The organism is Rhodococcus sp. JVH1 (assembly GCF_000280725.2).
GTDB lineage: Bacteria > Actinomycetota > Actinomycetes > Mycobacteriales > Mycobacteriaceae > Rhodococcus_F > Rhodococcus_F jostii_A.
The window spans coordinates 2,041,333-2,067,038 of the sequence record NZ_CP166289.1 but is presented as its reverse complement, the minus strand read 5'-3'; the positions used below and the strand labels follow the sequence as shown (position 1 = coordinate 2,067,038).

Here is a 25,706-nt window from a genome sequence, read left to right as displayed (position 1 = left end):
GGACAAATCCTGTCGTCGAGCCGGCAGGTCGTGGTGCCAGGAGTCCGGTCGGTGTCACCGAACCGTCGTGCCCATCGCCTGCGCAACGCCGTTGCGATCGGCGACGTCGAGCTTCATACACGCACGGTAGATATGCCCCTCCACCGTGCGCACCGAGACGAACAACCGATCGGCGATCTGCCGGTTCGACAACCCGGCCGCAACCATCGACCCCACCTCCCGTTCACGACTCGTGAGGGGGAGAGGACGGGCCGCTTCCACCAGTGCGGGTGACGACATGTGGTCGCATCGGGCCGACAGGGCTTCGGCCGCGGCAGCGCACTCGACAGAACGCCGCTTATCGCCGGCATGCGTAAACGCGATCGCTGCCCGAGCGTAGGCGTCGGCGGCATCCGGCAGAGCACCGATTCTCTCGAATTCGGCTGCTGCCGAGGCCACACCGCACCCGTTTCCTGCCGCGACTGCCGCTGCATGCCGGGCAACGATGTCGACGAGTTGGCCGTCGCAGATTTCGGCCAACTCGGCGAGCCGCGTAGCGGTCGTCGTGTCGCCGAACCGGGTTGCAAGGTGAAGCGCGACCGCCTCGATGCCGAATTGCCCTGATTTACAAGCGCACTCTGCCGCCGACCGCGACAGGTCGACGGCCCGCGAGGTTTCACCTCGTGCTGCGGCGAGCCACGCCTGCGACATCATCAGTTGGGGCCCGAACACGGCAACGTGCCGGCCGTTCCGAGCCTGCGCCGCGGTGATGATCCCGTCAGCCTCGTGAATGCGACCGAGTTCCGCATACGCCTGACCGAGCACGATGTAGGCGGGAAAACTCCACGAGATCGCATCGGCGGTATCGCCGACGTTGAGGGCGGCGATCGCCTGTTCGAGTCGACCCGCGGCGTCGGTGAACCGACCGCGGGCAAGTTCCACCGTCCCCACCAGGATGTTCGCAAGCCCCCACGCAACGTAGCGGCCGCTCGACGCCAACGAGAGGTATTCCTCGGCCCGGCGCTGCGCCGCGCCGAACTGTCCGGTGAGGGTCAACGCCAGGATCTCGCCGTGCGCGGCAGGGAACCGCAGCAACCCGTCGATCTGATCGGCCACCGCTGCGCTGCGTGCCGCCAGTTCCGGCACTTGGCCGCCGCGTCCCATGAGTGCCAGGGACAACCCGCCACCGAAGAACGCCCACTCGATCGCCCACGGCAATACTCGGGCGCAGGACAAAATCGCCTTCGCCGCCGCTGCTGCTTCCTCGGGCCGATTCTCGAACACCGCGCACACCGAGCCGATGCCCTCGATGATCGGCACGAGACTGGGATGCGTGACCTTCTCGCGGAGAACCGCGAGGACCTCGTCGGCCTTCTCCGACTCGCCGCTCGCCCAAAACAGGTTTGCGATCCGCGACGTACCCCAGCGCACCAGCTGCACCTGGTCCAGGGTGTCGGGCGAAAAGGACCGCAGCAACGATTCGGCCTCTGTCGCGTGCCCCTGCCACAGCAGAGCTCGGGCCAGGAGGTCGGCGGCCTCGAAGCTGCCGGTCTGGTCGAGTGCCGCGCGCGCGAGCCGTTCCCCCAGAGGAACATTCGCTAAACCGATTGCATCCTCGGCGGCGTTGACCAACAGATCGGGTTCGACGGACCGGTCGCTGTCGAGCGCCAACTCTGCCAGTCGAATTCGATTTGAGGATCCGACCACGGCCCGGCTGCTCAGCGCCTCCACGAGCTGTCCCCGGAGCCTCCGGCCCGCCGCGCGCCCCACCCGTCGTCGAATCACCTCACCGAACAGTGGATGCGTGTAACGGACGTCGAGCCGGTGTCCATCCTCAATGATTCTGACGAGGCCGCGTCGCTCGGCCTCCTCCACCGCGTCCTCACCCGCTAGCTGCCCGAGGATGTCCAGATCGAGCGGCTCGCAGAAGGTGAGAAGCTGCAACGCCTGCAACACGTCGTGGGGGATCTGATCGATCCGGTGCTCCAGCAGAGAAGCGAGTTCGGACGTGATGGCGGCACGGCCCCGCAACTGCCAGACGCCACCGGAACGGCGCAGCGTCCCCGCTTCGAGAGCGCCCTCCACCAGATGGCGGACGAACAACGCGTTCCCGCCGGACGCCTCCCAGATCATGTCCGCGCTCAGCCCCTCGAGGGGGCCGTCCAACACGGATTCGATCAACTCGACGCTCTGTTCCCGGCTGAACGGCGCCAGTTCGAGCCGCAGGAGGTGACCGTCCTTCCACAACGACGTGATCGCGTCGGGCACGGTCTCGCCGTTGCGAACGGTGGCCACGATGTGCACCGCCCGGTCGAGCGCAAGCTGATGAAGGAACGTCGCCGAGAGCTGATCGAGAAGGTGCGCGTCGTCGACACCGATCACTACATCACGACTGTGGCCGTCGTCGAGGAGCGCCTGCCGCGCCGCGGACAGAAAGGCGACCGGATCCCGGGAGGTGGACGCCCCGACCAGATGGGCAAACACACCCAGCGGGATGCTCCGCGCCGACTCGGTGCCCGCCACCCATTTCACGTCACGCGGCAACGACTCGGTGGCGAACCTCGCGAGGGTGGTCTTGCCGACGCCGGGATCACCCGTGAGGACGACACCGCATCCCCCGGACCGAGTCGTGAGCGACGCGGTGATCGCGTCGAACTCGACTTGCCGCTGAATCAGAGGCCACGTCGGACCCATGCACTGATTCTAGATTCTCACGGCACTGGTGACAGCACCGAGACGAGTATTGATCGCGAGTTCTCCAGCGAAACAGCGCAATACAACCTTGAGGTCGCTTTCGGCCGCAGTACGCCAGAAGCATCGGAGGGTTGAGTAGGAAGACACGGGCACGAGTTCGGTTTCGACATCGACCGAAAGCGCGTCCCGCAGGATCGGGTAGGACGCTACTCGCGAGATTAACCGACATCCGGGCGACGCTGAATGGGTATCGCGGAAAGTTGTTGCGTCGAACTACAGGAGCATGTCATGACCGCGCGGCCGGAACCCTTCTTCAGTTGGACGGCGAGACGAGTCGAACTCCGTGAAGTCGAGTCCGCTGTCCTGGTGTTGGACGAAGTCGTGCCGGTGGGAACCGGCACGGCGCGACTGATCGCCATCCGCGTCGACGACGTCGACTACCTTGCACTGGTCGTCGGCGACGTCGCCGACCGACACGACGTCGCGGTCCGCGTCGTCGACGAGGAGGCCCTCCTCATCGAGGGCAGTCGATCCGAATCCTCGCCTGAGATCCTGATCGGGTTACGGGCAGCACAGAGCATCTGCGGTTGCTCCGAAGCTCGGCACGTCGACAGCCAGTTGTGTCTCGACGGTCCGATCCGGACGATGATCGCATCGATCGGCGTGAAGTCCGTCGTCGTCGACTGGTACCACGTGATCTGTGCGGTCGCGTGAACCGAACTACCCACCCCGACAGCTAGGTCCGCGAGAAATTCGGGTAGCGCGCTACTCGCGGAAGTCGGGATCACATGCCGGACCGTTGAGTGTGTCCAACGAGCGTCACACACGAACGAAAACCGAAGGCAAGTAGACACATCGACGCGACGACGAGTGCGCCGCGATCCAGAGTAGAAGGACGAAACAGTGATATCTCGAGAAGATTCCGACCGCGACGGCGACGGGCCAGTCGCGGATTCGCGGGCCGAGACGACGGGCCGTCAGGTGGTGGTGTTCACGGACGACGGGAGGCGAGCGGGTCCCACAGCACTCCTTCGGTCCCTCACCGGGGGCTCGACTGTAACGAGAAGTAGCGAGTTCACTTCTTCGGCAATGGATCTCGAACTGGCGGCAGTATCCGACGCAATTCTGTTCGACGAACTCGGAATTGCAGTGGTGACCGCGGACGCCAACCAGTTGGCCGCACTCCACACCGCGGCCGCCTCGCCCGACATCGCGGTCCTCTCGGTCGAACCCGAATTGGTCCACCATGCGCTGGACAGTGAGGACACCGTCGTAGAGATCGCACGGCCTGAGAACGGTGCAGGCGCGGCAGAAGACACCGAGCACTTCCTGGATACGCCGGAGTTCACGTGGGGACTGCAGGCGACTCGCACCACGTCGTCGGCGTGCAGTGGGCGCGGTGTGAGGATCGCCGTCCTCGACACCGGATTCGATATCACCCACCCGGATTTCCACGGTCGCACCATCACGGCCCAGTCGTTCATTCCGGGCGCAGAACCTCAGGACGGGCACGGACACGGCACGCATTGCATCGGAACGGCCTGCGGTCCGGCGGCAGCGGCCGGCACCCGCCGATACGGAGTGGCTCACGAGGCCGACATCTTCGTCGGGAAGGTTCTGTCGGATCAGGGGCGTGGCGTGGATGGTGGGATCCTCGCAGGCATCGAGTGGGCCATCGTCAACGGTTGTCAGATCGTCTCGATGTCGCTCGGTGCCGACGTCGCGTCGGTGTCGGTCGCCTACGAGACGGTGGGGCAGCGTGCGCTGGCGGCCGGAGTGCTGATCGTGGCCGCGGCCGGCAACAATGCGAACAGAGCCGCAGGACGCCCGGGACTGGTGGACGTACCAGCCAACAGTCCGTCGATCATGGCCGTCGCTGCAGTCGACCCCGATCTCGGGCTTGCCAATTTCTCCGCCGCGAGCAACCCCGTCGCCGGTGGTCAGATCGACGTGGCAGGACCTGGCGTGCGGGTGTTCTCGTCTGTGCCGATGCCTGTGCGCTACGGCTCGAAGAATGGAACGAGTATGGCCACTCCGCACGTCGCGGGCATCGCTGCCCTATGGTGCGAGAAGACCGGGCGCACCGGCCGCGATCTGTGGTCACTGCTTACCCAGCATTCCCGGCGGCTCGCGTTGCCGTCACTCGACGTCGGTGCCGGGCTGATCCAGGCATCCGGATAGAAGGGCTCGACGTGTCGTGCCGGGCATCGTCGGAATCAGTGTGACGGTGGACGCCGACCACGTCGAGGACATCGACGTGGTCGGCCTCGCGCTGGCCGAGGAGGGCATGCGGGTCGACGCGGTGCATCGCACGATCGGAATCATTTCCGGTTCCGTCCCCGCGAGCCGACTCGCAGCCCTCGAGGCAGTCCCGGGCGTTCTGGCCATCGAACTGGAACAGCACGTCGACATCCGCCGCAGCGGCCCTGAACCGAGTTAGGCGACGCCCTCCGAATTCGGGAGGGTGGGCTATTTCGTTCGTCGTTTCTAGCTCACGCTGCCGAAATTGAGGGCGTGCAACAGCCCCGAGACGAACTGGGCGAACATGCCGAGTGGCGTATCCCAACGCTGCTGTCCATGAGCACCCTCCCGGTACGTATGACGAAACCCCGCACAACGTCGGGGAGAAGGCGGGGCTTCTGCGCCGGCTACCGGATGGGGTCCGCCGGCGGCGCGAGCTGATCATAAATGGACAACTCGATCACTGGCCAGTCAATATGAGCCGTGTATATCCTCCGAATGACAAGGGCATGAACCGCTTTCCATCCAGACTTGCTCAGCTTGTCCCTCGCGCCTCACGGAATGGGGGCTTTCGTCGCCAAGCACCCCATGAGTGCGCGTTCCAGTAAGAAGAACAGGAGAATGCTCCCCAAGTCGGAGAAACAGGAGACAAGGATGAAGATGACTTTGGTCGCGGTTCTGGCCGTGCTCGCGGTGACGCTCGGTGTCGCCCCGGTGGCGCAGGCGGGACCGACCATCCATGTCGGGCCTGGTACCGCCTACACCCCGTATCCGGACGTCGAGGGGTACTGCACGATCGGCGCGGTCGGCACCGACAACGCGGGCCGCTTGGTTGCGCTGACTGTCGGCCACTGCCATCAGGGCGCGGGTACGGCCGTATATAAGGTTGGTGAGGCTGCCAAGGGACCGATCGGGTGGGAGACCGACGTGTACTCGCGCAACACGGACGGCACGTTCACGGCACTCGATTATGCAGTGATCCGGCTGAACCCGGATGTTGTCGTGCCGAGCAAGTACAGCGACACCACCGACGTCGTCGTCTCGACTGTCGGCGACGCCTCGCTGTCGAACGTGGGGTGCAACCACGGGGCGACCACCGGCAAGAATTGCGGGATCATCGGCAAGGTAGACGGTATTCACCTCCAGAACTGGGCGGTGATGTGGCAAGGCGATTCGGGCGGTCCGATCGTGGTGGGGGAGACGCTCGTCGGCCTCAACATCGGCATGGACTTCGGAACCCAGCCGACGACGTTCTACGGGAAGATCACGCCGATTCTGGCGGATATCAATGCAAAAGGTAGCTATGGCGCCGGGTTCACTTTGGTGCAGTAACTGCAGGGTCCCACAACCACCTGAGGGTGGGCGTTTTGTTCTCTCTAGGAGGCGCTACCGGTGGTGAGGAAGGTGATGACTGGCGCTCAGACAATCAACCACTCCGGCCACATGCCACCCGGATTCCACCAATCGTCCATTCCATGTCCTCCTTCTGGAGGTGAGCGCGGATGCGACTGCCCTCCATCGGCACCCGTTTCCTGAATTGAACCTCGGTAGCCAGCTGTACCTCGAGCGGTCGGTCTGTGGCCGGATTGGCCTCACTACCAAGGCTCACGAAGACGCCCCCATCCTTCCGGACAGGGGCGTCTCGCCGTTTCTAGTTGACGCTGCCCCAGTTGAGGGCGTGCAGCACTCCCGAGACGAACTGGATGAACATGCCAGAAGGTGTATCCCAAACGCCGCTGTCCATGAGCACTCTTTCTGAAGGTAGGACGAAACCCCGCTCGACGTCGCGAAAGGCAGCGTTTCCGCGCCGGCCGTCGGAGGCGTCCGCCGGACGCGAGCTGATCATAAACAGGCAGGTCGGCTACCCACCAGTTCGGCTCGTGTGCGTATACCACCCGAATGACAAAGGGATGAAACATCTCTGGCCGGCACTGGATACAGCTATTCCCTACCACGTGTCGTGGTCAGGTTGGTGAGCAGTGCGTTCAACTGCGCTTCGAGTTGCATGACGCCGATGAGGTCGCCCTTCCCGTAGGTGTGTTTCAGGAGGGCGGCCAGGTCGTAGGGTCGGTCGGGAATAGAGTGCATGCCGAACCTCCGGAGCGCGTGCCTGAGCTGATGCTCATCGGGAACATGGGGAGCGTCGGCGTCACAACGATGTGGTCCGGCGGTGTTAGATCAGCGAGTGGAGGTCGAAACCCTTTCGGAACCAGTGGGCGAGCATTAGCGGGGTCTCTGCACTGGCGCTCGGTTGGGGGTCGCGACCAGTGTGTGCTGAGCGTATCCGCGGGTTCGGTTTGCCGCTACAGCGGCGAGTATCTCACCGCTGACTGCCTTCCACTCTGCCGCGGAAGCAGGATCTCGAACCCCTCTGCACGCCAGTCGTTGTCACTCGCAGGATGTGCATGGAGGTGTGTCGAGGGCGCTGCCGTTGCCAGGTCGAAAGTGTTGAGGAACAGGTTCATCGCCGTCGAACAGGGCGGGAATGGGAGATTTTGATGCTACAAGCTACGGTTGATCAAGTTTGCGGTCGCTTTTCCGGGTTCCGGATAGTCTTTTCGGTCAGTAGTGTAATGCGCTGACCTACTTCGGGATTGATGTGAATGGGCGAAACATCAATTCGAGTGTGATCAGCCGTCATGCCTGCATCGCGAAGGAGGGGGTTGGATCGTGAGAAAAAGTTCGTGCCCGCGGCTACCCTGCTGTTGCAAAGTCTTTCAACTCGTGTAAAAAGAACGAGTGCCCGGCAGGGGTACGGATCGAGATTCCAACACCATCGCCTCGGCAGGAGTGAAATATGTCTGTAGATTTCGCCAGCATCTCGGAATTGATCAACTTCTTTGCTTCGTTCCTGACCTTCAGTTCGGAGGGTGGGTCCGCCGGAGTGTAAGTCCGGTACCGATCTGAAACTGGGGCTCACAGAACGCTGTGGGCCCCAGTTTTGGTATCCGTGTCATCTGGTGTCGGGCCCTCACCCGAGTCAACCAGTCGCGTGGCCCGATCGGGAAGGATCGATTCGCGCGTTCGCACAGTTCGGCGGCCGGCGCTTGTCTTGCGTTGCCGTGGTTACGCGGCGGTCTGGTCGGGAGGCCCGCCGGTCCGGCTCTTGCGCCGGCGGGGCAACTTTTCGCGGCGGTCTTTCTGTCGCGCTGCCTTCCCGATCAGTATTGCGAGTGGCATCGACAACACCACCCACACTATGACGATCCAGAATATCCACCACACGACACCAGTATGCCGCACCTGTGCGGCCAGCCAGCTTAACGTACTGGGGAGTCCTATCTGCGAAAATGCTGAGAATTCACGAAGAATCACCGAGGGCGTCAGACTGGTGGTCGAAGCGCGTCATGAGCCGTTCACCACCGGTGGTCGCCCACACCATGCTGTGGGTCCCAGAACTCGATCGTCGTCGATCGACGCACCGGGCTCTGGCGTCCGATCAGAGCGCGGTCGGCTTTCGCGGGTTTGCTCAAGTGGAAGTGGCGGAGCCCCTGGGTGGTCGGGTCCGACACGCCGAGAATGGGCCAGACGTCTGCGATGACGCCTGCGGCGTTTGTTGCGATCAGTAATACGCGTTCGCCTGTTGCAAGGCGCTGGTGGAGCCTTGTGACCATCGCATCCGAGATATCGCGGTCCAGGCGCGCGTCCTCGGCCGACAATTCGAGTGAGTGCGTACCGCGGAGAGGCACCACGATTGCTGGATCGGCAGGTGCCGCGGGGTGATCGGGCGTCACGGATTTCCTTCGTTCGCACCAGAAGGGGCGTGTGGGAAGCGGATGGTTCGGGGCGAACCGGGTCAAGGGGCCGGCCGGGGCCCCGGGTCTGGACTGGGTGCTGCAACGGGGATGCTCCCATCGCACGTCCACAAGCCGCGGTGGGTATCGCGCGCCCCCGCTTCGGCTGAGAGCAGTTGGCTGGCAAGGCGTACCTGGTCGGTCGGGTGTGCTCGCGCTGCACCCTCGCGGGCAGCCTTGATCGCGTAGTCGCCGTCCATGTCATTGCCGAGGGCAACGCGCCGGACGAGCGCGCCGGTGGGATCGGTGTTCGGCAGTGTCGCTTCTGCCGACAGCACGACCTGCCGACCTACGAGGTGGTCCCTGGCGAACTGCGTCGACTGCGCGGCCCAGCATTCCTCGCCCTCGGGTGCGTCGATGCCCACAACACTGACAGCGAAGATCTCGCTCTTGTCGAGGTACCGCGCCACCAGCGTGTCTCCGTCGGCAACATCGACGATTTGCGCGGCCGCTGCCGCAACGTCCAGTGTGACTGGATCAGCCGCCGCGGGCCACACCACCGCGCACGCAATACTCAGAGCGCAGAGAGAGACTGCGGAGGATTCGAGGGCGCGAATCGCAGGGATATGTGTGACCGGCATTGTTCTCCTGAAGCGTCATAGGGCAGAGGGGCGGCGTCGTGGCGAGTGGACCATCGAGCCGTGCTGCCCGCGGGGGACGGATTCGAAGTTGGTTCGCCGAGTGCAGAGGGAAAGTTGCTGATCGTCTGCTGGCACGCTCATGCGCGAGCGCGCGGACCGCAGATCACTGATTCTCCTCATGCTTTGCTGGACATGCACCCGGTCTGGGCGTGCGGGTCCCGGGTTGTTGGAAGATACCAGACAAACTCGGCGTAAACAGATACTTGCCTGCGGCATCGGCTGACGCACATTGTCCACTCGTGCCCCGCATGCGCGGAGGAGCCGAGCGGTCGCGGCGAGCCGAGCAGATCCGGCTCACGTGCGGAGACGGACGGGCCATACCGGAGGCATCGGAGCTGCTTTGCGACGTTGGTCACGGACCGACTTCCCGTTCGTGTCCGGCCGTCAGGGTGGGCGAAAGTGGCCGAGCGATAACTGACATACACCGCTCGAGTCCGAGACGTGTGTGGGACCCCCGCATCGGCGGCGGTGCTTCGGCGGGTAAATTCTCGGCCGGAAACAAATTGGGCGGTACTGGGTCCTGCGGTGTTCGACCCAGGTGCTCAGGCTTGATGTGGAGAGCTGGAACAATCAGGTGTCATCGCTGGACAATCTCGAAAGCAGTGCTCCTCATACAGAGTCCGTGACCGGAAACACTCCGGGGCAATCCGATCTCTTTCCTCTTTCTGCTGCTCAACGCGGTATATGGTTCGCCCAACACCTCCTCGGCGAGGTGCCGATCGCGATCGCTCAGTACGTTGAGATCGCGAATTTCGACCTCGACATCGACCTGCTGAGCGCGATCGGGCCGGTCGCGCTCAGGGAACTCGGCACCGGACTGCTTCGGGTCGTCGAGTGGGACGGTGAGCCGTTCCAGCAGATCGACGAGGCGCTCGCATTCGAGATGACTCATCTCGATCTCCGGTCCGAAGACGATCCGCTGGTAGCCGCGCAAGCATGGATGCGCGGCGAGTACAGCAGCCCCATCGACCTCGTGAACGACCGGCTGATTCGCACGGCGATGCTGCGTCTCGCCGACGATCACTACTACTGGTACTCACGAATCCATCACATCGCGCTCGACGGCTTCGGTGCGATGACGTTCATGAACCGGGCAGCGGAGCTGTACACCGCAGCAGTGGAGGGGCGCGAACCGGCGACGTTCCGGGCCAGCGGATTGCGTGAGATCGTCGAGGAGGAGGCGCGCTACCGCACCTCCACCCGGTTCGAGAAGGACCGCACGCACTGGGCCGAGCGCAGCCGTCACTTCCCGCACCCGATCAGCCTCGCCGGGCGCGCCGCCGGCCTCGGCACACCCTCGCTGGTGGCCAGCGCACCGCTGCCCAGCGCCACGGAGATCGCGTTGCGGAGGCTGCTCGAGCGGCAGCAGGGCGCGACCTTCGCGGTCGCCGCGGTCGCCGCCGTAACCGCGTTCCTGTCACGCCTGACGGGCGAGGGCGATGTCGTGCTGAGCCTGCCGGTCTCGGCGCGCACCACCGCGAAGCTACGCAACTCGGGTGGCATGGTGTCGAACGTGGTCCCGGTCCGCCTCCCCGTGCACGCCGAGACGACCTTCGCCGACCTGATCCGGCAAACGCAGCTGGAGTTGACCGGCGCGCTGCGGCATCAGCGGTACCGGCACGAAGACATTCGGCGGGACGCCGGCGTCGGGGGTGATCGTCGCGGCTTCTTCGGGCCCTCGATCAACATCATGATGTTTCACGACGAGATTCGGCTCGGCCCCGCAATCGGCCGGCTCCACGTGCTGACCACCGGTCCGGTCGAGGATCTCGCCGTCAACATCTATCCCGGCGTCGCGGGCCACCCGGCGCACATCGACTTCGAGGCCAACCCCAATCTGTACACAGAGGAGCAGCTCCGCAGTCACCACGCGCGGTTCCTCGAATTCTTCGCCGCCGTCGTGGAGTCCGCCGCTAGCGACCGCATCGGTACCCTCGACGTGCTTCACGCCGATGAACGCGCAGATCTGGTCCCGTTCCACGGTCCCCGGATCGAGCCGTCCCGGCTGCTTCCGGAACTGCTGGCAGACGGGGTGGCTGCCGCACCGAACGGCGCCGCAATCCAGGTTTCGGGGCGGGAGATCAGCTATCGGGATCTCGACGCGGATTCGAACCGGTTGGCGCGATTGCTGATCGAGGCGGGCGCCGGGCCGGAGACCTGCGTGGCGCTGAGTCTGCCCCGGTCGGCGGAGTCCCTCCTCGCGTTCTGGGCAGTTGCGAAGACCGGAGCCGCGTTCGTGCCGATCGACCCGAAACTTCCGACCGAGCGGATCACGCACATGCTTGCGGATTCGGGTGCGCTCGTCGGGATCACTCTGGATGAGCTTTGCCCGTCGTTGCCGGACACCACCCGCTGGATCGTCCTCGACGACGCTACGGTGCGCGCGCGCTGTGCCCGTCTGTCCGATGCGGCGATCACCGACTGGGATCGGCGCGCCCCGCTGTCGGTCCACAACGCCGCCTACATGATCTACACGTCCGGCTCGACCGGCGTTCCCAAGGGTGTTGTCGTCACGCACAACGGGCTGGCGAACTTCGCGGCCACCGCCAGGCCGGAACTCGGTATCACCCGCGAATCACGAGTTCTGCGGTTCTCATCGGCCAGTTTCGACGCGTCCGTCTTCGAGATGATCCAGGCATTCAGCGCCGGCGCCACGATGGTCGTCGCACCACCCGAGATGTACGGCGGCAGCGAACTGGTCGATCTGCTGCGCGAACAGCGGGTGACCCATATCATTTCGGCTCCGACCGTGCTGAACACTGTCGACCCGGGTGGGCTCGAGCAGCTCGAGGCCGTGGTGGTCGGCGGGGACGTGTGTACTCCGGACCTCGTCGAGCGGTTCGGCGCGGTGTGCCGGTTCACCAACAGCTACGGGCCGACCGAGACGACGATCATCATCACGGTCGGCGAGCCGTTGACGCCGGGTGCGCCGATCACCATCGGTCGGCCGATCCAGGGCGCGAGCGTCGTGGTGCTCGACCGCAAGATGCGGTCGGTGCCGGTCGGGGTGGTGGGTGAGCTGTATCTCGCCGGTCCCGCGCTGGCCCGCGGCTACCACAATCGGCACACACTGACCGCGGAACGGTTCGTGGCCAACCCCTTCGGCGAGCCGGGTTCGCGACTCTATCGGACCGGTGACGAGGTGCGGTGGGTGTGCTCTCCGGGGGCGGCCGGCGACGACTACGCCCTCGAGTTCATCGGTCGGTCCGACTCCCAGGTCAAGATCCGCGGGTTTCGTATCGAGCTCGGCGAGACCGACGCGGCGCTTCTGGCGCAGCATGGTGTGAACTTCGCGGCTACCGTCATTCAGCAGACCGCCGGTGGAACGCCGACCCTGGTTTCGTACGTGCGCCTCGACGCCGGCTGCGAATTCGATCCTGTTGCGATCGTCGAGGGCGTCGCAGCGGTCGTGCCCTCGCATATGGTGCCTTCGATCGTGATGCGGCTCGAGCATGTGCCGGTGACTGCGGCGGGCAAACTCGACCGCAGCGCCCTGCCACAGCCTCATTTCGGTTCCCGTGAACACGAATTCCGCGCCCCGTCGACGTCGGCGGAGAAGCTGCTCGCTGACCTTGTCGCCGAGACGCTCGGGCTGGAACGGGTCAGTGTGGACGACTCACTGTTCGGGCTCGGTGGCGACAGCATCGTCGCGATGCAGATCGCGGCCCGCGCCAGAGCACTCGGACTCAGCTTCACCGCGCGGGCGGTCTTCGAGCACAAGACCATCGCCGCAATCGCCCGGGTGGCGGAGCAGGTGGAACCGGAATCAGCGGTCGTCCTCGAAGAACTGGCCGGCGGGGGTGTCGGCCGTATCCCGCTGACGCCGATCATGTACTCGATGCTCGAGCGGGGCCCCTTCGTCGACTTTTCCCAAGCGGTGCTGCTGACCCTGCCCGCCGATGTCGACTCGGATCGGTTGAGCGCGACGCTGGCGGCCGTGCTCGATCATCATGACGTGTTGCGCTCGAGGTTCTTCCACGACGGCAGTACCTGGGTATTCGAAACGGTTGCCACCGGAACTGTGGCAACCGATCGACTGATCTCGCAGATCCCGGCGCCGGCGGCCCCGGGCAGTCGTGCGTTCAGCGACATGGTGAGTGCCGAATATGCCGCAGCGGTGGGCCGCCTCGACCCGGAGAACGGGATCATGCTGCAGCTCGTGTGGTTTGCACCGGACACCGCGCACGCACGCGGCCGGTTGCTGATCGTCGCGCATCACCTGGTGGTGGACGGGGTGTCGTGGCGGGTGCTGTTGCCGGACTTCGCGATGGCGTGGCTTCGACTGGGTGCCGGACAGGCCTCGGTATCGGCTCCTGTGGGCACCTCGTTCCGCCGCTGGGCCCACGGCGTGCGGGACGCCGCCGACCGTGGCGCGCACGCCGGTGAACTGGCGTACTGGCAGCAGGTTCTCGGCGGCCGTGATCCGTTGATCGGCGCTCGTGCGATCGAGCCGTCAACCGACACCATGGCTACGACCGAGCGGGTGCACATCGAAGTCAGCGCCGCCGTGACGGAGACCGTACTCTCGCACCTTCCGGACGTCTTCGGGTGCGGGGTCAACGATGGTCTCCTCTCCGCGCTGGCGTTGGCTATGGCCGAGTGGCGGCGCTCGCGCGGTGTCGACGAACCGTCTGTGCTGCTGACGTTGGAAGGTCATGGCCGCGAGGAAGACGCCGTGGCGGGCGCCGACGTCGCGGGTACCGTCGGTTGGTTCACCAGTGCCTTCCCGGTTCGGCTCGAGGTGCCCGTCGTCGAGCTCGCCGAGGCTTTCGAGGGCGGACACGCCGCCGGTGACGTCATCAAGGCCGTCAAGGAGCAACTCGTCGCCGTGCCCGCCCGCGGCGTCGGATACGGGGTGCTTCGGTACCTCGACGAGACCACCGGGCCGATACTCGCGGCCCTGCCGACGCCCCAGATCAGCTTCAACTACCTGGGCCGGCTCGGCGGGCAGCACCTTGCGGAGGAGTTGCAGGAACTGGGCTGGATGCCGGACCCGGAGACTCCGGATCTCATCGCGGCGAGCGGGTCCGCCATGGCGGTGGCGGCGACGATCGATATCAACGCCGTTGTCGTCGACAGCCCCGAGGGGCCTCGCCTGGTGGCGTCGTTCGCCTACCCGCGCGGGGTGCTCCGGGATTCCGACGTCGCGACACTGGCGGATCTGTGGCGGCGCGCCCTCGACGGTCTCGCCGCCCACACCGCACTTCCCGGGGCGGGCGGTCTGACGCCGTCCGATCTGCCGCTGGTGTCGGTGGGCCAGCAGCAAATCGAGCGTTGGGAACGGCGGTTCCCCGCCTTGCGCGAGGTCTGGTCGTTGTCCCCGCTGCAGTCCGGGCTGCTGTTCCACGCCACTCTTGCCGCCGAGACTCTCGACGTGTACACCGCGCAACTGCGCATCGATCTCGAGGGTGCGGTCGACGCCGTGCGGCTGCGCGAGGCGGCGTCCGGCCTACTCGCTCACCATCCGGGCCTGCGGACCGCCTTCGTGTACGACGACGACGGAGTGCCCGCGCAGTTGGTGGTCGACGATGTAGAGCTGCCTTGGGAAGAGGTCGATCTCGTCGGGACCGACACCGCCGATGGCGAGCTGATCCGTTTGCTTGCCGAGCACCGCACCGCCCGATTCGACCTGACCGGGCCGCCGCCGCTGCTGCGGCTGCTGCTTGTTCGCACCGCACCCGAGCGTTACGTGCTTGCTTTGACGAATCATCACATCATTCTCGACGGCTGGTCGATGCCACTGCTGGTGCGCGAGCTGCTGGTTCGGTACGCCGCCGGAGGCGCCCCGGCCGCACTGCCGGAGCCGCCCCCGTACCGAACCTATCTGCACTGGGCGGCGAACCGCGATACCGACGAATCGGCCCGTGTCTGGGACACCGCGCTCGACGGATTCGAGGAGCCCACGCTGCTCGTGCCCCAGGCATCGTCCCCTACGCACTACGGTGTGCCGGGTGAGGTCGACGTCGCGCTGCCCGTCACGCTGATCGAGGCACTCGCGGCCCTGACGCAGCGCGGTGGGGTCACCATGAATACGGTGGTACAGGCGGCGTGGGGACTGGTGTTGTCCCGGCTGCTCTCCCGCGACGATGTCGTTTTCGGCACCACGGTCTCGGGTCGACCTGCGCAGCTGCCGGGCGTCGAGAACATGCTGGGGCTGTTCATCAACACGCTGCCCGTGCGAGTGCAGGTGGATCCGGGTGAAACCCTCGAGCAGCTGCTCACCCGACTGCAGGACGAGCAGGCGACGCTGCTCGATCACCATCACATCGGGCTCGGTGACATCCAGTCGCGTGTGGGGCTGGGGAACCTGTTCGACACGTTGTCCGTGTTCGAGTCGTATCCCGTGGACAAGTCCGGGTTCGACGAGCACACCGACATCGCGGGTATGCGTGTGAGTGGCATCGATGCCCGTGATGCCACGCACTATCCGATCACTGTGCTGTCGATCCTCGAACCACGCTTGCGGCTGAGTCTGCGCTACCAGCCGGCAGTCGTCGACCGCGATACGGCCACGACGCTCGCGGCCCGCCTGACCCGGGTTCTCGAGACCATCGCGAGCGATACGGAGACGAGGGTCGGTGCCCTCGACTTGTTCACCGCGGGTGAACGAGAACTGGTCGTCGACACCTGGAACGCGACCGAACACCTGCTGCCTCGACTCACTCTCGCCGAGCTGTTCGTCGCGCAGGTGGCTCGCACCCCTGAGGCCCCGGCGGTCGCGTTCGGGGGGACGATGTTGTCGTACGCGGAGTTCGACGCCTGCGCGAATCGGCTGGCCCGGCACCTGATCGGTGCGGGTGTGGGTCCCGAAGCGCTGGTGGGTATCGCGGTGCGCCGGTCGGTGGATCTGCTGGTGGGTATCTACGCGGTGATCAAGGCCGGCGGCGCCTATGTCCCGATAGACCCGGACCAGCCTGCCGAGCGCACTGCGTACGTGCTGGCAACGGCGGATCCGGTTCTGATCCTCACCACCACCGGCGACCGCGTGGCACTGCGTGCGGCCGCCCCGATGGTCGACCTCGACACCCTCGATGTGTCCGCCGAATCCTCCGACCCGGTCGGGGACCGGGACCGGCTGGCGCCATTGCATCCTGACAATCCGGCATACGTCATTTTCACGTCCGGGTCGACGGGCAGACCCAAGGGTGTCGCGGTGCCGCACGAGGGCATCGTGAACCGGCTGCTGTGGATGCAGCATCGGTACCCGCTGGGCGCCGGTGACGTGGTGCTGCAGAAGACTCCCGTGACGTTCGATGTGTCGGTGTGGGAGTTGTTCTGGCCGTTGCAGACCGGTGCGCGGCTGGTGATCGCCGAACCGGATGGGCACCGGGATCCCGTCTATCTCGAGCGGGTGATCCGCGAGCAGTCGGTGACCACCGTGCATTTCGTGCCGTCGATGCTCGCGGTGTTCCTGGCCGGCGCGCATGTCGAGGGGTGTGGTTCGCTACGCCGGGTGTTCACCAGCGGTGAGGCGCTCCCGCCTGCGACGGCGGCGGACCTGAACCGGGTGAGCGGCACAGAGCTGCACAACCTGTACGGTCCCACCGAGGCATCGGTCGACGTCACCGCCTACGAGACGCGGCCGGACGAGAACGTCGTGCCGATCGGAGCCCCGGTCTGGAACACGCAGACGTATGTGCTCGACGCGCGTTTGCGTCCGGTTCCCCTCGGGGTGGCGGGGGAGTTGTACCTGGGCGGGCGTCAGCTGGCCCGCGGGTACCAGCGCCGGGCTGACCTGACTGCGGATCGGTTCGTCGCGAACCCCTTTGCGGCTGCGGGAGACGGCCGGGGCGGTGCCCGGCTCTACCGCACCGGCGACCTGGTGCGGTGGCTGCCGAATGGGCAGCTCGACTACCTGGGCCGTACCGACTTTCAGGTCAAGCTTCGCGGTCAGCGCATCGAGCTCGGTGAAATCGAGGCCGTGCTGTGGCGGCACGACGATGTCGCTCAGGCGGTGGTGGTGGTTCGCAACGATGGCTCCACCGGCGACTACCTCGCCGCGTACGTCGTACCCGCAGTCGGGGCGGCCGCGGACGAGCGCGCTGTCCTCGACTTCGCGGTGGCCCTGCTGCCCCGCTACATGGTGCCGTCGGCCCTGGTTGTGCTCGAGGCGCTGCCGGTGACCGGAAACGGCAAGCTCGACCGCAAGGCACTACCGGTCCCGGAATTCGCAGGTTCAGCGGAGTACGTCCCGCCGAACACACCGACCGAGCATGCTCTGGCGGAAATTTTCGTGGACGTCCTCGGAATCGACCGGATCGGGGTGTCGGACAGCTTCTTCGACCTCGGGGGCAACTCGCTCGTGGCCACGCGGGTGCTGGCCCGGATCAACGCCGAGTTCGGTGCGGTGGTTACGGTGCGGGAGCTGTTCGAGGGGCCGACTGTCCGAGCTCTGGCAGCTGTGGTCGCTCGCGCGAATGTCGGCGCGCGACGGCTCCCCGTTCTCGCGGCCGGACCGAGGCCGGACCGGATTCCGCTGTCCCTGGCTCAGAACCGGATGTGGTTTCTCAACCGATTCGACCCGGGTTCCGGCGCCTACAACGTGGCGGCGGCCCTCCGGCTGTCCGGCACGCTCGACGTCGACGCACTCCGGCGCTCCGCCGCGGACATCCTCGAACGGCACGAGGCGCTGCGGACGATCTACCCCGACTCCCCGGACGGTCCGCATCAGGTGATCCTCCCGGCCACTCACTCCGAGGCTGACCGGGACCTGCTGCGCGCGGCGCCCGAAGTGGTGGACACCGATCTCGGTGAACGGATCCGGGAGTTGGTGGCCCGCGGATTCGATGTCACCACGCAGATCCCGATCGCCTTGACGTTGCTCCCGACCGGGGACCCGCGCGAGCACGTGCTGGTGATGGTGGTGCACCACATCAGCATCGACGGCTTGTCGATCCAGGTACTCGCCCGGGACCTGGTGCATGCCTACTCGGCCCGCACCGCCGGTGATCCGCCCTCATGGACCCCGCTGCCGGTGCAGTATGCGGATTTCGCCCTGTGGCAACGATCGGCGCTCGGGGACGAGGCCGACCCGGAATCCACGACGGCCACGCAGCTCGCGTACTGGTCCCGGCACCTGGCGGACGGCCCCGCCGTGCTGGATTTGCCCGCAGACCGTCCCCGCCCTGCGCGGGCGTCGCATCGCGGGATACGCACCGAATTCATCGTCGACGCCGATCTCACCGAACAACTCGCCGCGCTGGGACGCGAGCAGGGCGCCACGATGTTCATGGTGTTGCACGCCGCCCTGTCGGTGTTGTTGGCGCGGCTGAGCGGGACCACCGACATCGCGGTCGGGAGCCCGATTGCCGGTCGCGGTGAACGGGCGCTCGAGGATCTGGTGGGCATGTTCGTCAACACGTTGGTGCTGCGCACTCGGGTCGACCCGGCGTGGAGTTTCATCGAGCTGCTCGCGCACGCGCGGGCCACCGATCTGGCCGCCTACGACCACGCGGACGTACCGTTCGAACGTGTGGTGGACGCGGTCGCCCCGCCGCGGTCACCGGCATATGCGCCGCTGTTCCAGGTCGCGCTGTCATTGCAGAACCACGGCGTCGCGACCCTCGAACTGCCGGGCTTGCACATCGACCCGGTCGATCCCGGCCTGGACGTCGCGAAGTTCGACCTCGAGCTGACCCTGCGTGAGCAGGACGGCGCACTGGCGGCCGCGCTCATCTCGGCCGCCGATCTGTTCGACGAGTCGACGTCAGAGCGATTCGCCGCGCGATTCCTCCGGCTACTTACGGGCATCGCCGCGGACCCGCGGATGCCCGTCGGCGATATCGACGTGATGGGCAATGCCGAGCGGGGGCGGATGCTGGCCGCCGCGCAGCCGCAACCGCTGAGGGTGCCCGGGCGGACACTGCCGGACATTCTGGTGGCCGGCGTCGCGGCGAACCCGGGCGGTATCGCCCTGACCTGCGGCGGTGCCGCGATGACTTACGCCGAGCTCGACGCCCGATCGAATCGTCTGGCGCGGTTGTTGATCTCGCGGGGTGTCGGACCGGAATCGTTTGTGGCATTGGCGTTCCCCAGATCGATCGCGTCGATGGTGGCGGTGTGGGCGGTGGCCAAGACCGGCGGCGGATTCGTGCCGGTCGATCCGAGCCTGCCGACCGAACGAATCGAGCGCATGGTCGTCGACTCCGGTGCGGTGATCGGCCTCACCAGTGTTCAGACGACTCGCCTGCCCGGGGAGATCGACTGGGTGGTGCTCGATGACGCGGGAGCACACGGTTCGTGCGGCGAGCGTTCGACGGCGGCCCTCACCGACGACGAGCGCACCGCTTCCCTCCAGCTGTCCAACGCGGCGTACATGATCTACACCTCCGGCTCGACCGGCATACCCAAGGGGGTCGTGGTCAGCCATCGGGGGTTGGCGTCGTTCACTGCCAGCTCCCGCCAGGAGTTGGGATTGACGACCCGCTCTCGGGTTCTGCGGTACTCGTCGTCGAGTTTCGATGCGTCGGTGTTCGAGATGATTGCGGGCTTCACTGCCGGCGCGACGATGGTGATCGCGCCGCCCGACATCGTCGGCGGCGCCGAGCTGACGGAGGTGCTCCGGGGCGAGCGGGTCACCCACGTCATCACGGCGCCGGCGGCGTTGGGAACGGTCGACCCGACGGGCCTGAGGGACCTCGAGACCGTCGTCGTCGGCGGGGACGTGTGCCCGCCGGAGTTGGTCGCGAAGTTTGCTCCCGGGTGCCGTTTTGTCAACAGTTACGGACCCACCGAGACGACCATCGTCATCACGATGACCGAGACGCTGGCGGCGGGAGATCGGATCACGATCGGCGTCCCGATCGCGGGTGCCGGAGCGGTGGTCCTCGATGCGCGGCTGCGTCCGGTGCCGGCCGGGGTCATCGGTGAGCTGTATCTGTCGGGGAGTGGGCTGGCCCGGGGATATCACGCCCGCAGTGCGCTGACTGCCGCACGGTTCGTGGCCAATCCGTACGGCGGTGTCGGCGAACTCATGTACCGCACGGGCGATGTGGTGCGGTGGACTCTCAGCGGAACGTTGGATTTTGTGGGTCGCAGTGACTCGCAGGTTCAGTTGCGTGGTCTCCGGATCGAGCTCGGGGAGATCGAGTCGGCGCTGGTGGCGTGTGAGTCGATCGCGCAGGCGGTCGTGATCGTGCGCGAGGGTGACGTCGCCCAGCAGTTGGTCGGGTATGTGGTGCCGGCGAGCGGGCACATCGTCGACGTCGATGCGACGCGTGAGGTTCTGGGGCGGTCGCTGCCTCGGTACATGGTTCCGGATGCGCTGATGGTGCTCGACGCGTTGCCGTTGAGCACGAGCGGAAAGCTCGACCGGCGTGCGCTGCCGAATCCACTCGTCCGCACGCGCGAATTCCGGGCGCCGACCAACCTCGTCGAGGAGACCGTGGCCGGGGTGTTCGCCGACGTCCTCGGACTCGAGCGGGTCGGACTGGACGACGATTTCTTCGACTTGGGTGGCAACTCGTTGATCGCCACTCGGGTGATCTCCCGGTTGGAGGCGCAGCTGAACATCAGGGTCCCGGTGCGGATGCTCTTCGAGGTGTCGACCGTGGCGGCCCTGGCAGTGCGCGTCGCGCAGCATTCCGGTGCCGGGGGCCGACCGGCGTTGGCGCCGCGGCCCCGGCCGGAACGGATTCCGCTGTCGCTGGCCCAGCAGCGAATGTGGTTCCTCAACCGTTTCGATACGTCCTCCGCGGCATACAACATTCCGTTGGCGATTCGGTTGTCCGGGGATCTCGATGTGGCTGCGCTGCAGGCTGCGATACACGACGTGATCGGGCGTCACGAGGCGCTGCGGACGGTGTTCCCAGATTCGGATCAAGGGCCGACGCAGGTGATCGTTCCCGCATCGCAGGTGACGATCGACCTCACGCCGACCCCGGTCGCCGACGAGGACGAGCTGCTTGCCCGGGCGGCGGCAGTGGTGACGACCGGTTTCGATGTCACCGAATCGGTTCCCGTGCGCGCCGCCCTGTTCCGCAAGTCCGAGTCCGTGCACGTACTGGCGGTGGTGGTGCACCACATCTGCGCGGACGGGTTCTCCACGGGACCGCTGGCGAGGGACGTGATGGTGGCGTATGCGACCCGATGCGCAGGGCACGATCCGGGCTGGGCGCCGCTCGAGGTGCAGTACGCGGACTACACCCTCTGGCAACAGGAGGTTCTCGGGTCCGAGGACGACCCGGCGTCGCTGATCTCGCAGCAGATCGACTACTGGACCGACGCGTTGGCGGGTCTGCCGGACGTGCTGGCGCTGCCCACCGATCGCCCACGCCCCGCCGTACGGTCGGGCATCGGCGCCAGTGTCGAGTTCACGGTGCCGGCCGCAGTCGGCCACCGCCTCCACGGAGTGGCCCGGGACCAGGGTGCGACACCGTTCATGCTGGTGCATGCGGCCCTGGCGGTCCTGCTCGCCAAACTCGGTGGCACGTCCGATATCGCGATCGGGTCGCCGGTCGCCGGGCGCGGCGACGAGGCACTCGACGACCTGGTCGGCATGTTCGTCAACACCGTGGTGCTCCGGGCCGATGTCGTACCGAACCAATCGTTCACGAAACTGCTGGGCCGGGTGCGCGACACCGACCTCGAAGCCCTCGCCCGTGCCGAGGTGCCCTTCGAGCGGCTGGTCGAGAAGCTGAACCCGACACGATCGCAATCGTTCTCGCCGCTGTTCCAGGTGATGCTGGCGTTCCAGAATTTCACTCAGCCCTCGGTCCAGCTTCCGGGACTGACGGTGTCGCCACTCGACGTTCCGTGGGAAGCCGCACAGTTCGACCTGTCGATGACCCTCGGCGAGCCGGCCGGCGGCGAAGGGGAGTACGTCGGCACGCTCGCATACGCGACAGACATCTTCGACGCCGCAACGGTGCAACGGATCGCCGCACAATTCGTTCGGGTTCTGGGTGCCGTGGTCGAGGATCCGTCGGTGTCGGTGGGCGATATTTCGATAGTCGACGATGACGAGCGCAATCGGGTGCTGCGGGACTGGAACGACACCGGGCACCCGGTGCCGGAGAAGCTGCTGCTCGATGGGTTCGACGGACAGGTGGCGCGGACCCCGGAGGCCGTGGCGGTGGTCTTCGACGGCGAATCGCTGACCTACGCCGAACTCGCTGTTCGGGTGAACCGCCTTGCGCGTTATCTGATCTCGTCGGGTGTGGGGCCGGAGACGTTGGTGGCGTTGGGGATGCGCCGGTCGTTGGATCTGGTCGTGGGAATGTATGCAGTGGTTCGCGCGGGCGCCGGATATGTGCCGCTGGACCCGGATCACCCGGCCGATCGGGTGGGGTACATTCTCGATGCCGCGGATCCCGTGGTGATCCTGTCGACCGAACGCGACGAGTTCGCGGCGGCGGGACAGAGGTCCGTCGTGCTGATCGACACCCTCGACCTGTCCGGATTCTCCGATGCGGCGATCTCCGACGCGGATCGTGTGGCGCCGGTACATGCCGATGACCTGGCGTATGTCATTTTCACCTCGGGGTCGACGGGACGACCGAAGGGTGTCGCGGTCAGCCATCGCGCGATCGTCAATCAACTGGTGTGGATGCAGGCCGAGTACCGGCTCGACGAGCACGATGTGTACCTGCAGAAGACGGCGACCACCTTCGATGTGTCGCTGTGGGGGTTCTTCCTGCCCTTGCGGGCCGGTGCCACAGTGGTGGTGGCGTCCCCGGATGGTCACCGGGATCCGGCATATCTTGCGGCGACCATCGTCGGACACGGGGTAACGGTGACCGATTTCGTGCCGTCGATGCTGGCGGCCTTCGCCGCTGGGGTCCGGTCCCGGGATCTGGAGTCCCTGCGGGATGTGTTCGTCGCCGGTGAGGCACTACCGGCGTCGACGGTGCGTGACTTCGGCCGGGTGTCGAGCGCACGAGTCCACAACCTCTATGGTCCGACCGAGGCCGCGGTGTCGGTCACCTTCGCCGACGTGACGGGTACGGATGCACCCACTGCGGTGTCGATTGGCGTCCCGGAGTGGAACAGCCGGGTATACGTTCTCGATGCCCGGCTGAATCCGGTGCCATGGGGGGTGCCGGGCGAGCTGTATCTCGCCGGTGTGCAGTTGGCACGCGGATACCACGGCCGGGTGGACTTGACCGCGGATCGATTCGTGGCGAATCCATTCGGAGCAGCCGGGGAGAGGATGTATCGCACGGGTGACCTCGTGTCCTGGGAGGCCGATGGTCGACTACGGTACCTGGGCCGCACGGACTTCCAAGTGAAGCTCCGTGGCCAGCGAATCGAGCTGGGCGAGATCGAGTCGGCGTTGCAGGCCCACGCGTCGGTGATGCAATCGGCGGCATCGGTCGTATCGACGCCGACGGGTCAACACCTGGTGGGGTACGTGGTTCCGGCCGCCGGCTCCGAATTCGATCTCGATGCGGTGAAGGCGTCGGTGTCGGAGGTGCTGCCGTCGTACATGGTTCCGGGGGCATTCGTGGTGCTCGATGCGTTCCCGCTGAATACCTCGGGCAAACTGGACCGCAATGCATTGCCGGCGCCGATGTTCGAGGCCAAGCAGTTCCGGGCGCCGTCGACCCCGGTCGAGGAGATCGTGTCTGCGGTGTTCGCGGAGGTGTTGGGAGCCGAGCGGGTGGGTGCCGACGACGACTTCTTCGAGCTCGGTGGTAATTCGCTGATCGCCACCCAGGTCGCGGCCCGTTTGGGTGCGGCGTTGGCGACGCGAGTGCCGGTGCGAGTGTTGTTCGAGGCCTCATCGGTGTCGGCTCTGGCCGCTCGAGTTGCGACACAGAAGGGCGTCGAAGCAGGAATCGCCCTGGTGCCGCGGCCGAGACCGGAGCGCTTGCCCTTGGCACGGGCACAGCAGCGATCGTGGTCGGAGAACCGAGCCGACCCGAACTCGGCGAAGCGCAATCTGCCGATTGCACTCAGGATTACGGGAGCGCTCGATGTAAAGGCGCTGAACGCCGCGCTGGTCGATGTGGTGGCGAGGCAGGAGATCTTGCGTACCGTCTATCCGGATGTTGACGGCGTCGGCTACCAAGAGCTGTTGCCGCTGGACCAGATCGGCGTAGATGTGGGTCCGGTGGCGGTCGATGGCGACGCCATCTACGCCCGCGTTCTCGACTTCGTGAAGCAGGGGTTCGACGTGACCCGGAACGTGCCGTGGCGTGCACGGCTGTTCCGAATCGCCGAGGACGACTACGTGTTCGCTTTCGTTATTCATCACATTTCCGCTGACGGCTACTCGATGGAACTCCTCATCCAGGAATTCATGACCGCGTACCTCTCCAGGTCAGCGGGAGCGCCACCTGGCTGGGCGCCGTTGCCGGCGCAATATGCCGACTACACGTTGTGGGAAGCTGAAAGGCTCGGTTCCCCCGATGATCCGGACAGTCTGATGTCGTTGTTGACGGAGTTCTGGGCGCCGCTTCTCGAGGATCTTCCGCTCCTGCAGTTGCCAGCCGACCGGCCGCGCCCGTCGGTCGAATCACACCACGGGGCGACTCTGACCCGGGACATCGACGCCGCACTGCATCAGGATCTGGTCGACCTGGCACACAGTGACGGCTCGACCTTGTTCATGGTGTTGCACGCGGCATTGCTGGTTCTGCTCAACGAGCTTTCCGGTGCCACCGATGTCGCCGTTCTCACCCCGGTGGCGGGGCGGGGCGAACCGGAGCTCGACAACCTGGTGGGGATGTTCGTGAAATCCCTCGTCCTCCGCACCGAGGTCGATCCCGACCAGCACTTCACCCAATTGCTGGCCAGAGCACGAGAGACCGACCTCGCGGCATTCGCCCGAGCCGATATTCCCATCGACACTCTGGCCGAGTCGCTGAACGCCGACCGTGACACGGCGTCGGGGCCACTGACTCCGGTGTCGTTTGCGTTGCAGAACTTCGGTGGCGAGTCTGCGCCGAACCGCCAGTCCGTCAAGTTCGGTGGTCTGTCCGTCAGCGAATTCGCCATCGACCTGGAGGTCGCAAAGACGGATCTTCGTGTGACCATGGTCGATGGTTACGACGATGCCGGCGCGGCAACCGGGATCACCGCGGCCTTCACCTATCCGACCGATCTGTTCGACAGTGCGACCATCGCCGGTTTCGTGGATCGGTTCGAGCGACTCCTCGCGGCATTCGTGGCCGATCCGTCGACGACGATCGGTGAGGTGCAGACTCTCCGGCCGAAGGCGGCGGCCGAGGAGACATTGGCCGGAACCACGTGAACGGCAACGGGCGTTAATGGCCCCGAGACAAGAGAAGGCGGAAACTCGGATGTAAGGACGTTTCATCACGGGGTCTGGGATGCGTAGGCGTTGGATTGCGGGTGTGTTGAGCGCCGCGGCTGTCGCGCTCGGCCTGGCGGCGGCGCCTGCGAGCGCCGCTCC

General features: G+C 65.9%; 9 protein-coding genes. 5 read left to right on the top strand and 4 right to left on the bottom strand.

The genetic code is table 11. The features are described from left to right. Nucleotides 1–54 precede the first annotated feature (54 nt). Nucleotides 55–2,673: a LuxR family transcriptional regulator gene (locus JVH1_RS09425; RefSeq protein ID WP_009478723.1), complete on the bottom strand. Its 2,619-nt coding sequence runs from the start codon at nt 2,671–2,673 to the stop codon at nt 55–57. Nucleotides 2,674–2,961: 288 nt separating this feature from the next. On the opposite strand from JVH1_RS09425, the gene JVH1_RS09420 reads away from it, so the two are divergent. The 4 genes from JVH1_RS09420 to JVH1_RS09405 all read left to right on the top strand — a co-directional run bounded on the left by JVH1_RS09420 (nt 2,962) and on the right by JVH1_RS09405 (nt 6,246). After that, nucleotides 2,962–3,387, top strand: coding sequence for a hypothetical protein (locus tag JVH1_RS09420; protein WP_009478724.1), 426 nt, complete (start codon nt 2,962–2,964; stop codon nt 3,385–3,387). Nucleotides 3,388–3,576: 189 nt separating this feature from the next. Then, on the top strand, nt 3,577–4,854 hold the full coding sequence (locus JVH1_RS09415) for a S8 family serine peptidase (RefSeq protein WP_009478725.1): 1,278 nt from the start codon (nt 3,577–3,579) through the stop codon (nt 4,852–4,854). A gap of 16 nt (nt 4,855–4,870) precedes the next feature. Then, on the top strand, nt 4,871–5,113 hold the full coding sequence (locus tag JVH1_RS09410; protein ID WP_009478726.1) for a hypothetical protein: 243 nt from the start codon (nt 4,871–4,873) through the stop codon (nt 5,111–5,113). A gap of 455 nt (nt 5,114–5,568) precedes the next feature. Beyond that, nucleotides 5,569–6,246, top strand: coding sequence for a hypothetical protein (locus tag JVH1_RS09405; protein ID WP_009478727.1), 678 nt, complete (start codon nt 5,569–5,571; stop codon nt 6,244–6,246). A 609-nt stretch (nt 6,247–6,855) separates the two neighbouring features. On the opposite strand, the gene JVH1_RS09400 is transcribed toward JVH1_RS09405, so the two are convergent. From JVH1_RS09400 to JVH1_RS09390, 3 genes are all read right to left on the bottom strand, one after another. After that, the gene (locus JVH1_RS09400; protein WP_009478729.1) at nt 6,856–7,002 is read right to left on the bottom strand and encodes a hypothetical protein; all 147 of its coding nucleotides are present in this window, start codon (nt 7,000–7,002) and stop codon (nt 6,856–6,858) included. A gap of 1,268 nt (nt 7,003–8,270) precedes the next feature. Further along, nucleotides 8,271–8,573 (bottom strand): hypothetical protein, encoded by a 303-nt coding sequence (locus JVH1_RS09395; RefSeq protein ID WP_371112967.1) that lies wholly within the window; start codon nt 8,571–8,573, stop codon nt 8,271–8,273. Nucleotides 8,574–8,710: 137 nt separating this feature from the next. Further along, a complete protein-coding gene (locus JVH1_RS09390; RefSeq protein WP_009478732.1) occupies nt 8,711–9,289 on the bottom strand; it encodes a thermonuclease family protein in 579 nt (192 codons plus the stop codon). 682 nt (nt 9,290–9,971) lie between these two features. Here JVH1_RS09390 and JVH1_RS09385 point away from each other — a divergent pair. Continuing rightward, nucleotides 9,972–25,544 carry a non-ribosomal peptide synthetase gene (locus tag JVH1_RS09385; protein WP_237735276.1) on the top strand — a complete coding sequence of 5,191 codons (15,573 nt, stop codon included), beginning with the start codon at nt 9,972–9,974 and terminating at the stop codon, nt 25,542–25,544. The last annotated feature ends 162 nt before the right edge of the window (nt 25,545–25,706 follow it).